This is a genomic window from Ferroplasma acidarmanus Fer1 (genome assembly GCF_000152265.2).
Classification (GTDB): domain Archaea; phylum Thermoplasmatota; class Thermoplasmata; order Thermoplasmatales; family Thermoplasmataceae; genus Ferroplasma; species Ferroplasma acidiphilum.
In genome coordinates, this window is sequence record NC_021592.1 from 1,289,488 (window position 1) to 1,301,466 (window position 11,979).

Consider the following 11,979-nt stretch of genomic DNA (forward strand, 5'->3'; position numbering starts at 1 on the left):
TTTCAGAGATACATGCCAGAATTCAGAACAGGGTAAATATTATGATACCGTACATTATTTAATTCCATTTTATTGCATCTCATATTATTCTGTTACCGGGTCATTACGGGGTTCTGGCAAAATAACCAGAGGCAATGAACACTATAAAGACAGACCGTGCTAATGAATCATAGATGATTTTTAAATATTAGAAAATGATTAGTGAATATGGATGAAAACGATTTAAACGAACTTAAATACATTTTTTCTTACCTTGTGGATTCGTTTTCATATGAGGTTGAAAGGGATAAAAAATCAGGCGAAATAGAAAATATGACCAGAATGCTTGAGAATGACAAAAAAGCTATAGATAAAATGAAGAAAGGCATGAGAGAAAACATGGATGAATTTGTTGTAATCTACAATGATTTTAAAGTAAATGAAGAAAAAATTATGGATTATATCAGTTCAGTCACTGATCAGTATTATACAAAACATTCCCAGGACATACTTTCAACAATTTCACAATTACAGCATGAAACTGAGAATTACATTGAAAATGGCGTAAAGGCAATGAACCAGTTTTTTTCACTGAATCCACTGACTATACTGAACTCATCCATAGAAATATCGGCAGGCAAAGATGCATTTGATATAAGGCAATCTATACAGTCCAGTTATGGGATAAGCTATATATTTAGCCTGGAACCGGCACTCAGCCAGTTTATGAAAAACCCATATTTTTCATCACTCTATACAGGAATCAAAATTCCAGTATTAATTGCTGGCGATGGCAGTGTAAATTATGAAAACCTGGATAGCTATAAACTTTCAGGTGCAAAATTATCCGAGAATATTCTTGACTGCAGTTTTTATAATGAAACCTCAGGGAATTTTATCGACTTCAAATACAAAATCAGTGGCCCCGATATAGAAATTGTTTTTGCCAACAATGGCGAGAAGGTTAAAATAACGGATAACCCTGATTTTATGTCCCATATGGATGTAAAGATCATGGATGATGCACTTGGCAAGCTCGCAAATGAAATTACCGGATTAACTGGGAAAGATAGGCATCTTGTATCCCTGAAGATTGATGGGGAAGAAATACTTACCACCATGTCATTTGAAAAAGTATTTTTTAGAATAATTAAATCAGATTACATTAAATCACTGGTAAGGGAATTGCCCGAAAACTGTGAAAACTGTGAAAATCCCGATAGCATTTCAAAGGAACTTATAAGGCACAGGATACACATAATAGGGAAAGATGAAGATTATATATTATCAACTCTTTTTGGATGATTTTCTAAATAAGTGTGTAAAATCAGGGTTGTAAAGATATGATTTTTTGTCGGAGTTATATGATATATTCCCGCCTACCATTATAAGCGCCTGCCTGTTTATCCTGTTTTCAAACAATGAATGTTCAAGCCCGTTAATTGTTGTTTCTATTATCTTCTGGTCAGGCCATGATACCCTGTATGCTATTACTGCCCTATCATCACCTTTGTAGCCTCCCTTAATTAGCTTCTCCGTTACTGCCCTGGCATTGGATGCACTGAGAAAAATTGCCAGTGCAGTTTTGTGTGAAGCAAGAATATCAAGTTCCTCATTTTCAAAATGTTCTGTTCTCCTGGGCACCCTTGTTAAAATTACCGACTGGGTGGTACCCGGGGATGTTAATTCCATGCCCATGCTTGCCGCAGCCGCGAATACAGAACTTATGCCCGGAATAATTTCATATTCCATTCCATTGCTGTTAAAAAACTGGATCTCATCATTAATCGCACCGTATATTGAAGGATCCCCGCTGTGTAACCTTGTTATATCAAGGCCCTCGTCGTAATATTTTTTAACAAGCATGTTTATCTGTTCTATGTTGAGCGTAGACGTCTTTACAATTTCCTTTGCCCTGCTCTCACTGAAAGTTTCAGGGCTTACAAGGGAGTCAGCATAAATTATTACATCGGTCGAATCTATAATTTTCTTTGCCTTTACCGTTAAAAGCTCGGGGTCTCCGGGCCCTGCACCAACTATGTGTATCGTTTTATCACCACTATTGTCATATAATCCTTTATATCATCAATGTTATTATAAATTATTTCCTTTTCAGTTGAAACATAGCTCATAATATAATAATTGGTGAGCTGATTTTTTTTAATGATTTCCTTTATAATTTCTCTTGCCCTTATTGCCTTAAATATTACTACATTTCCATAGGACATAATTTTTTCTTCCATATAGCTATAATCCTTTACTGCCGGGAGCACCAGGAGCGGTTCATCCTTGGTAGCTAAAATAATCTTCATTGCAGCTGATATGCCATTCATGGAGCTGATTCCTGGAATGACATCAAATTCAATATCAATATATGGCATTATGTCAAGGAATGTGCTATAAAGCATCGGTTCTCCCTCAACAGCGTATACAGATTTAAGATTATCCCTGCTTGCTTTCATTATCATACCTGCGTATTCCCTGCTCAATGCGGATATTTTTTCGCTTCCAATTGGAAATTCTAATTCCCTCATGCGATTACTATTGACGCCCAGGGACTTCAGGATATTCTCTGCAGAGTTTAACGATGTTTTCGGATAAAATACAATATCTGCGTCCATTATGGCTTTATAGCCCTTCATGGTTATAAGTTCAGGGTCACCTGGCCCGAGCCCTACAACCTTAAACAAACTCATTTTTTCACCACCTTTACAATGTAAATTTGATCAAGAGGCTCAAACCTTGTGTACACTGATACTGGCTTGAGCCTGGAGATATTTACCTGTTTCACATCAAATTGCAAGTTATTTTCTTTTATATAATTCATCATGGCATAGAAATTTTCCATTGTGGTTATATTCGCAACCATTCTGCCTCCATCTTTAAGCCGGACATAACAATACTTAACAATATTTTTAATATTTCCTGAGGAACCACCGATAAATACAGCTTCCGGGTCTGGAATTCCATCCAGTGCTTCCGGTGCCTCTCCATTTATTATGTTAATATCAGTAGAAAATTTCCTCATATTTTCATCTATGAAATTGCAGAGAGCCTTATCTTTTTCTATTGCAAAAATATTTCCATCGGGGTTTATCAGGGATGCATATATGGCAACAGATCCTGATCCGGAGCCCACATCCCACATTGTGTCTCCGTTATTTAAATCAAGTTCAGAAATAGAGATTTCACGTATCTCTTTTTTTGTAATATTATTGTTTTTTCTTAAAAGCACTCCATCATCTAGCAGTGAAATTTTGCCATTGCCATCTTTAATTAAAATCATAATATTCAAATCATTGAATTCTTTGCCTATTAATTCTTTAATTTTATATTTAGAAATAGACTCATCTTTATATCCAAGCCTTTCCAGAACATATGACGAGTAATCCACCAGCCCGAAACTGGTCATGTATTCAGCTATCCTTGATGGTGTGTTATTTCCATCAGTGAATATTGCAATTTTCCTTTTATTCCTTATTTTCTGTGCGAGACCTTTTATTTCCCGCCCGTGCAAACTTATTGCCACCATATGGCTTGCATCCATCCCCAGCCTGGAAAGGGCCACCTGCAGTGAGCTTACTTCCGGGACGATATAGATATCACCGGAATCATAATGTTCCGTTATATACTTCCCGATGCCAAAAAATAAAGGGTCTCCGGATGCTACAACTGTAACTGTCTTATTGTCTGCCAGTGTATTTGCCAGATCTCCTGTAAACTGTTTCATAGAACCTATATTAAAAATCTGTGCTGGAGTTTGTGGGATTAATTCCAGATTGCGCCTGCCTGAAAATATTACCTGGCTTTCCATAATGCACTTCTCCGCCTCTGGATTTATTGGCATTCCAGGAAAAACACCGACTATATTAATTCTTTTCATCCCCGTCACCAAAATACGACATAACTTTGCTGTACAACCCTTCATATGGATATTCAATCCTTATTACTCCAGCTCCATCCTTTACCTCTATTCCTTCCGGCAAAGTATCTGATTGCCCACCTATTATTACAAGATCAGATTTTTTAACATAATCATCTATATAGCTTCCCATTTCCAGAGGCTTTACCTTCACAGCCTGCAATTCCTTTTCTTTCCCGGAACCTATCCACGTATAATCATTTCCAGATTCTGAAATATCAGTGGTATCAAATATTCCGTAACTTTGAAGCAATGCTTTCCCGGTTGAATCTGTTGCAATTTTTCCCAGCCATCTCAAATCAAATCCACTGGAGCGGAGTATATCCATTAACATATCCGTGTAACAGCCATAAAATGCAATATTTTTCCTATAAAGCTGCGCAGTTTGCATATTGCCCGGAAATACATCTGCGCAGCGTATCTTGAATACAGTAATCCCTTCATTTTCCAGATCATCTGTATCCGGGGCATACAGATCATAGAAGAGTGTTACAATTTTCCCTGAATAAATTCTATGCTCTGATCTGGAGAACTCTTTATGGTATTGTACAACATCACCTATAACTATGAGCGAGGGTGAATCATCATATGAATAGTCTATGTCTCCAAGTTTTCCTGTATATGTCTTCTGGTAATTGTATGTTCCATTTTCTATCAGGGCTATAGGCAGGGCAGGGTCATAGCCCGATGACAGGAGCCTTGACACTATATCTCTCAGATTGTGGGCACCCATGAATATAACAAGTGTATACATTCTGCAGTTAAAGGTGCGGCAATCAGGTATATTTAAATTTTCCACACTGTTGCCCGTTGTTACAAGTACTCCATGATTTACATTTCTATGGGTCAGTGGAATTCCCGCAGATTCCGGAACCCCTGTCAGGGATGAAATGCCCGGTATAATCTCATATTCTATATTATTTCTAATCAATTCCTCTATTTCTTCTCCCCCGCGCCCGAAAACAAATGGATCGCCTCCCTTTAGCCTGGCCACGGTCCGGTATTTTAATGCTTCATTTACAATAATTTTATTTATTTCTTCCTGGGATATCCGCTTAACGTATGGTTTTTTACCCACATAGATTTTTCTGGTGCCAGGAGTGGCATAATCAAGTATTTCAGGATTTACAAGGTGGTCATATATTATGGCATCAGCATTTTTAATAATTTTAATTGCCTTAATTGTAAGCAAATCTTTGTTTCCCGGGCCACACCCTACTATATACGCTTTTCCCATCTATCAGATATTTTATTCTAATATATGTTTTTACTTATATTTTTCCGCCGGGCACAGTCTGCATAGCAATATATATGAATATTCTAATCCCTTATTCCTGCCACATTCCATCGTTCTAGATGTTAGAGAGATGCATCCATCTTTTTCATTGCTTCCATCCCAAGCTTCATAGCCTTGAGGTTTATATCGAGCATCTTCCCGCTGAACCTATCATTCAATGCCTCAATTATGCTTTTTTCATCGACTGGAAGTATCCCAAGAGAAAGCACTGCACCTATCATAACTGTATTGGCTGATCTGAATGAGCCTGCCTGGTTGCCAATATCGCCAGCATCAATTTCATAGATCTTTTTTATGCCGGGGATAAGCAATGCCATGCCGTTGACATCAGGATATTCTGCATCTTTCAGGCTAACAGATATTGGCGTTATTTTTTCCTTATTCATAATTACCCTGGCATCACTGTTAATTGTGCTTAAAATTCTCATAGTCTCAATCGGTTCAAATCCAAGCACCAGATCAAATTTTCTTCTGGGGGAAATAGGGCCGTAGGCATCACCAATCCTTACTTCTACATTAACTGACCCACCACGTTGCGAGAGACCATGTATTTCAGACATTACCACATTAAGCCCCATTTTAATTGCAGCCTCCGATATCAGTGTGCCGGCAGTGATAATCCCCTGCCCACCCACGCCTGTAATAATAATATTAAACGTCTTCATTGTGCCACCTCTATAGCTTTAAACGGGCAAACATAAGGTTCAGCACATACACCACAACCATCGCATATATTGGAATCTATTTTAATATTTCCACCTTCTATCGATATGGCAGGGCATGCAAAATTTTCCACGCAATTCATGCATTTGCCGCATTTGTCCTGGTTAACAGTATATGTGATAACTCTGTGAGTTTTCTGCATTGCTTTGTCCCTAAGGATTGCACACTCCCTGCGTGCCACAATCACAGAAAGCGTATTTTCCCTCAATGCCTTTGTTACTGCCTTTAATGTTTCCTTTATATCATAGGGGTCAACTATCTGGACATCAGCAACGCCTATGCTTCTGGCAATATTTTCAATGGATACTGGTGGCAATTCATCACCTGCCGGGCTGAAATTTTCCCCGGCATTAGGTTGCTGGCCTGTCATTGCAGTAGTTCCATTATCAAGTACCATCACAAGCATATTAAGCTTATTGTGTACAGCGTTTATCAATGGCGGTATTCCTGAATGGAAAAATGTTGAATCCCCTATAAATGCAATAACTTTCTGTTTAGTAGACATTGCAAACCCGTTAGCCATTCCTATGGAGGAACCCATGGAGATCATTGTATCAGCTTCTTCATAGGGGTCATAGAGCCCGAGTGAGTAACATCCTATATCTGACGCATATATTGTATCAGTTTTGTTCATCATCTTAACTGCCCTCTTGACGGCATAATATGTTGCCCTGTGTGGGCATCCAGGGCAGAGCACGGGTGGCCTTGCAGGGAGCACCAGTTTATTCTCAGGCACATCCTGCACAGCAAAACCCATAATCCTGGAAAGTGAATGCGCCACTGTATCGGGTGTAAATTCATGGCTTTCACTGAAATATCCATCAAGTTTTCCGAATATTGTGGAATCGAGTTTATTCATCTGGGCAATAGTCCTGATTTTATATTCAAGATACGGGTCAAGTTCCTCGATGATTATTACTTTTTTATTATCTGATATAAATTTAACAATAGCACTCTCCGGCAACGGGTTGGTGAATCCTAGTTTCAGGACGCTTATATCAAGGTCATATTCTGAAATAACATCCATTACAGAATTATACGCAGCTCCGGATGCAATTATTCCATATTCTCCGGTACCTTTCCTTATAATTCTATTCATAGGTGATATATCTGATTCTTTTTTCAATTCATGCTCTTTTTCAATAAGCTTCTCTTTGAGTGTGTATGAATTTGAGGGAAGGCAAACAAATTCATGAATGTCCCTGATAAATACGCCTGTATCCGGCTGGCCTTCCCTGATTTTACCCGGTGTCACAGCCCCACGCATATGGCTTACTCTCGTAGTAGTTCTGAACAGTACAGGCAACTTAAACTTTTCAGACAGGTCGAAAGCAAGTACAAGAAAATCCTTTGCTTCCTGGGGATTTGAAGGTTCAATCATAGGCACATGTGCAAGGTCTGCGTAATGCCTGTTATCCTGTTCGCTCTGGGAGGAATACATAGAAGGGTCATCTGCTGACATTACTACCATGCCTGCCCTGACGCCCGTGTATGCAATGCTCATGAAAGGGTCAGATGCTACGTTTAAACCAACATGTTTCATAAATACCATTGACCTTTGCCCGGAAATAGATGCTGCAAATGCAGTCTCTATAGCAACCTTCTCATTAATAGAAAATTGAAATTTCATTCCAGATTTGTCTGCTATATGTGACAGTGTGTCTCCCACCTCACTGGACGGAGTGCCCGGATATGTTGTTGCTATTCTAACTCCAGCTTCTACAGCTCCTCTGGCTATAGCCTCATTACTCAATAAAAAAAGTATCTCATTCCCGGAATTATTCAGCAGATTAGTATCTAATTTTACCATAATATCATCATCCAATAATTATACATAATCTGAGGATATATAACTATTTAGAATTATATAAACATATACATAATTTTTGAGTTTTATGATACTCTACAAAGATACCGGGCAAGAAATGAATAGTTATTGGGAAACCTGGCATATATAGTGCATAAAATATATGCATTAGCGAGGGTTAAAAGTTAAATATAGATGTATACTATTGATGTATGGACACTACTAATGTACTTATTATTGGTGACGCCAATGCCGGAATAATAACGGCAAACAAGTTGAGAATGCATACAGGCAAAGATGTAAATATAACCATTATAGGCAATTCAGAAAAAACATATTTTAAACCTGAAGGTGTACTTATACCTTTCAACGGAATAGATTACAGGGATTCAATCAAGCCTACAGATTTTCTTATAAATTATGGCATTAAAAGAATAAAAGCCATGGCAACCAGGATAGATCCGGCAAACCGGTCTGTCGTGCTGGATAACGGGCAGAAACTTACATATGATTATCTTGTAATAGCTACAGGAGATCGACTTGTCCCGGAAGATGTTCCAGGCTACAACCCTGATGTATACCATTTTTATGATATTGAAAACGTCCTTAGATTAAAGAAAATGTTAAGGGGATTCAAGGGAGGAAAAATTGTTGTTGGGCCTGCAAGCACGCCCTTCCAATGTCCGGTAGCACCAGGTGAATTTATGTTCGGGCTTCACCTTCTCCTGAGAAATAAGGGCATAAGGGAAAATAGTGAATTGTCACTTATTGTGCCCATGAAAGATGTACTGCCATTTAAATCTGTATCAGACTTTGTAAGGAAAGGCTTTGAAGAATATAATATTAATTTTATACCTGATTTCAAAACAGAATATATTGAACCTGAGAAAAATTCTATTGTTTCTTCAAGTGGAGAATCGCTTCAATACGATAAACTGGTGCTCATACCACCGCACAGGGGGCAGAAATTCCTCTCAGATTCGGGCATGGCCGGAGATTCTGGATATGTCGATGTGGATAAATTTACACTGGAATATTCCGATTATGATAATGTTTTCGCCGTTGGCGATGCAGCCAATTTCCCCATGAAAGTTGGGGCACTTGGCCATTCAGAAGCCGCATATGTAGCGGAAAGGATAGCATCAGAATCAGATGGTGTCATCTCGGACACTAAATTCGATGGCTTCATGGGATGTTCCAGCATATATGCGGAACAGCGTGGTTTTACCCTCTCATTTGATTACAATTCAAAACCATCAGTGAATTTCGCTTCAGCGCCGGATTATTTTTTGAAATATATATCAGGAGATACATATTTTTCATCAATAATAAGGGGGATGATATAAATGGCAGGGATAGAAAAGAATGAAAGCAGCAATGTGGATATAGCAGATATTGAGAACGCTATAAAAGAAAACGCCGATGTTGTAATGGCATTTATGAAACTGCTTGAAAAGTTAAAGGGTGCTGGCATCGTGGATGCCCTTAACTCCATAAATGAAAATGTAATACCGGACAATCTTGATTTCTTCGCTAAAGCCTTTACTTCAAAAGATTCAATGGAAACCTTTGCAAGGTCAGGGAACACACTGTTTGCCCTTCTGTTCATGCTGTCAAATCGCAAAATGGCGGATGTTGTAAAGGCAATAGCATTCAATTCACAGGGAATCGCAGAATACATGGAAGAGGGTGCTTCAAAGCCACAGACACTATCAGCACTCAAACTTCTGGCCATGTTAAAAGACCCGGAGGTATCATCCGGCATTAATGCAGTGATGAATGGTTTGAAGGTGCTTGGAAGTGTACTGCAAAAGTTAGACTGAACGGGCAACATCAAGCAATTCAAGGGCTCCAGACTCATCAAGTTTTGCATTCATATACTCTGTGCTTATCTTCTTTAGCCCTTCATTATATCCATTTATCATAACCGTTATCAATTTTGTTTCATTTTCTTTTCTGAAATAATCCTGCATGTTTACCTTGTCTTCCCCATCGGTGATTATTATTATTGTATTTGTTTCACTTCTAATTTTTGTATCCTGCAAATCTCTAAGAGCAGTCTTAAGTGCGCATTCTATGCATGTTCCTTTGTTTGCTTCCACGGTAAGAATATTTTCCACAACGTCGAATGGACTATTTAGCAGGTCATGGGGTTTGTTGTCAAAGAATCTGAAATAATACTTTCTACCCCTGCTTCTGGCTATCCTGAACAGTGCAAGGGCTACTGACCTTGACCACAGGGTTTTATCGCCCTCATACATGCTTCCACTCTTGTCAAGTAGTACGTAATATGATCCAGGGCTCATTAAGCGTTTTTCCTTTCCAGTAAACCCGTTTATAAGTTTGGAGTAAAAAATTTCATCAGGCATAGCAAGTTCCCTGGAAAGTACATTGGAAATGTGCCTTGTCTTATAATACCCTGCCAGTTCGCCGGTATTGGAAAAAGACCTCATTTTCTTAGTATAGCGGGGCATAATATCTATAAGCTTATTTGCCAGTGTGAGTATCTTATCTGCATTATCCACCTTCATTGCCTTATCCGTGAGGTCAATCAGGCTTTCAACCGACATGCCTTCCTTCTTGCCTATATTCCCTCCAGGGTTTTTGTCCTTAACTATTTTCTCTATTTCGTGTGCCATTTCCACTTTCTTTGATGCACCTTCCATTGATTTTTCAATAGTTTTCTGATCCGGTGCATTGCTTGAATTTCCATTTCTTGGCTGATTTTTTTTGGCATTTTCATTCAGTGCCTTCATGAAGTTTATGCTGTATAGCATGGAAAGCCTGTCATTCAACTGTGTGTATGCCCTTTCCTGCTTAAAGTCCTTTGTTTCAGTAATATACTCCATTCTGAGCCTGACACTTTCCATAAACTCATTCTTATTTTTTTCACTCCTGACCGTAGCCAGGCCAGAATAAAAAAGGAAATACAGGTCAGATGCAGCAGTTTTTATATTGTCTGCAGAGTTTTTATCAAGGTCGATATTAACACGCCTTACCAACCTTTCCTTTGTTATCTTATAGACAGTGCTGGATTGTGGTATCCCATCTATATTGCTCCTGGAATTCTCCGGCATACAAATCACCTCCCTTTGAGTTTTTCATATCTTGAACCCGCAAATTCCAGGGATGTGTTAATTCTATTAACTATATCCTTGTGGTAAGGTGAATGGTCACTTCCAAGTTCAAATTTCATTCTTTCAAGTTTTTTGATGTATATCTCAAGGAGGCTTAGCTGGTCAAGTACAACATTGTATGGCGAGTTTCTGTTTATGGCATTTTCAGTGGACTGGATAAGTGATTTTGTTTCCTCCATAGTGGTTTCAGCCTTCTGTACAATATCGGATTTGTTTTCCAGTTTGGAATCAATAATGGCTGCCTCAATTTTCGGGATGTAATCCTCTGAATCTGCACTGTAACGCATGGCCATTGCAACATCGTTTCCAGTAATCGTTTTCGAATCCATAAGGATACTGAATGCTGCAGCTATTTTTAGGAGTTTTATCTTTCTCCTGTCACTGAGTATCACATCGTTTTCTTCCAGCTGGAATATGGCTTCCATGTAGCGGTCTATTACATCATTATCAGTGCTCCTCAGCGTGTCCATCCTTCTAACTGCTTCGGATTGAAGCATTACAACCTCGCCCGTGTCCAGCAAAGGCTTTTCCATTGTTTTTCCGGATTCCATGCTTATACCTTTGTCCAGAAGGTCTTTGAGTATAGTGCGTTCGACATACCTATGAAAGATCTTTATCGGATACCTGTCGTAAAGTGCCATATCCTCCTCGTCATCCGATATTTCATTGCTCGCAGAATAGATGCCAAGGAGGTCAAGGTTAATCATGGTGCCACCATTGGGCAACCTGCGATTGAGCATTATATCAAGAAGTGTATTTCTTATTGCCGAACTTGATTTGAATATTTCATCCAGAAATACTATATTTGCATCCGGCAGCTTTCCCTTTGTTATGTTCCTGTATTCACCATTTTTCAATGCCGTTATGTCTATAGGCCCAAGCAACTCCTCAGGTTCCGTAAACTTTGTCAATAAATAATAAAAGTAACGGGCATTGATCAGTTTGCTCATTGTGTCAATTATAGAAGTTTTTGCCGTACCGGGTGGTCCAACAAGGAGGGTTGGTTCACCGGATATAAGCCCCGCAAGTACACCGTTTATCACATCCTCCCTCCCCACGAATGTATCTGTAAGATAATTTTTAACTTCAAAGATTTTGTTGATATTTTTCATGG

At 38.8% G+C, this 11,979-nt stretch carries 11 protein-coding genes; 3 read left to right on the top strand and 8 right to left on the bottom strand.

From position 1 onward, the window contains the following. Positions 1-207: 207 nt before the first annotated feature. Positions 208-1,284 carry a hypothetical protein gene (locus tag FACI_RS06595; RefSeq protein WP_009887354.1) on the top strand — a complete coding sequence of 359 codons (1,077 nt, stop codon included), beginning with the start codon at positions 208-210 and terminating at the stop codon, positions 1,282-1,284. On the opposite strand, the gene cobM is transcribed toward FACI_RS06595, so the two are convergent. The 6 genes from cobM to iorA form a co-directional block, all read right to left on the bottom strand. Then, on the bottom strand, positions 1,267-2,025 hold the full coding sequence (cobM, locus tag FACI_RS06600) for a precorrin-4 C(11)-methyltransferase (protein ID WP_048074062.1): 759 nt from the start codon (positions 2,023-2,025) through the stop codon (positions 1,267-1,269). The genes FACI_RS06595 and cobM overlap by 18 nt on opposite strands. Next, complete coding sequence (locus FACI_RS06605) at positions 2,016-2,675, bottom strand: precorrin-2 C(20)-methyltransferase (protein WP_009887356.1); 660 nt, start codon at positions 2,673-2,675, stop codon at positions 2,016-2,018. The genes cobM and FACI_RS06605 overlap by 10 nt, the downstream gene beginning before the upstream one ends. Beyond that, positions 2,672-3,862 (bottom strand): bifunctional cobalt-precorrin-7 (C(5))-methyltransferase/cobalt-precorrin-6B (C(15))-methyltransferase, encoded by a 1,191-nt coding sequence (locus tag FACI_RS06610; RefSeq protein ID WP_009887357.1) that lies wholly within the window; start codon positions 3,860-3,862, stop codon positions 2,672-2,674. The genes FACI_RS06605 and FACI_RS06610 overlap by 4 nt, the downstream gene beginning before the upstream one ends. Beyond that, on the bottom strand, positions 3,849-5,138 hold the full coding sequence (cobA, locus tag FACI_RS10010; protein ID WP_009887358.1) for a uroporphyrinogen-III C-methyltransferase: 1,290 nt from the start codon (positions 5,136-5,138) through the stop codon (positions 3,849-3,851). Before cobA ends, FACI_RS06610 begins: the two co-directional genes overlap by 14 nt. A 122-nt stretch (positions 5,139-5,260) precedes the next feature. Then, on the bottom strand, positions 5,261-5,863 hold the full coding sequence (locus FACI_RS06620) for an indolepyruvate oxidoreductase subunit beta (protein ID WP_009887359.1): 603 nt from the start codon (positions 5,861-5,863) through the stop codon (positions 5,261-5,263). Next, complete coding sequence (gene iorA, locus FACI_RS06625) at positions 5,860-7,746, bottom strand: indolepyruvate ferredoxin oxidoreductase subunit alpha (protein ID WP_009887360.1); 1,887 nt, start codon at positions 7,744-7,746, stop codon at positions 5,860-5,862. The genes FACI_RS06620 and iorA overlap by 4 nt, the downstream gene beginning before the upstream one ends. 194 nt (positions 7,747-7,940) lie before the next feature. On the opposite strand from iorA, the gene FACI_RS06630 reads away from it, so the two are divergent. Both FACI_RS06630 and FACI_RS06635 read left to right on the top strand, forming a co-directional pair. Next, entirely contained in the window at positions 7,941-9,074 is a 1,134-nt protein-coding gene (locus tag FACI_RS06630) for an NAD(P)/FAD-dependent oxidoreductase (RefSeq protein ID WP_009887361.1), read from the top strand. Further along, positions 9,075-9,551: a DUF1641 domain-containing protein gene (locus tag FACI_RS06635; RefSeq protein ID WP_009887362.1), complete on the top strand. Its 477-nt coding sequence runs from the start codon at positions 9,075-9,077 to the stop codon at positions 9,549-9,551. On the opposite strand, the gene FACI_RS06640 is transcribed toward FACI_RS06635, so the two are convergent. Both FACI_RS06640 and FACI_RS06645 read right to left on the bottom strand, forming a co-directional pair. Further along, the gene (locus FACI_RS06640) at positions 9,543-10,805 is read right to left on the bottom strand and encodes a vWA domain-containing protein (protein ID WP_009887363.1); all 1,263 of its coding nucleotides are present in this window, start codon (positions 10,803-10,805) and stop codon (positions 9,543-9,545) included. The genes FACI_RS06635 and FACI_RS06640 overlap by 9 nt on opposite strands. 5 nt (positions 10,806-10,810) lie before the next feature. After that, complete coding sequence (locus FACI_RS06645) at positions 10,811-11,977, bottom strand: AAA family ATPase (protein WP_009887364.1); 1,167 nt, start codon at positions 11,975-11,977, stop codon at positions 10,811-10,813. Positions 11,978-11,979 lie beyond the last annotated feature (2 nt).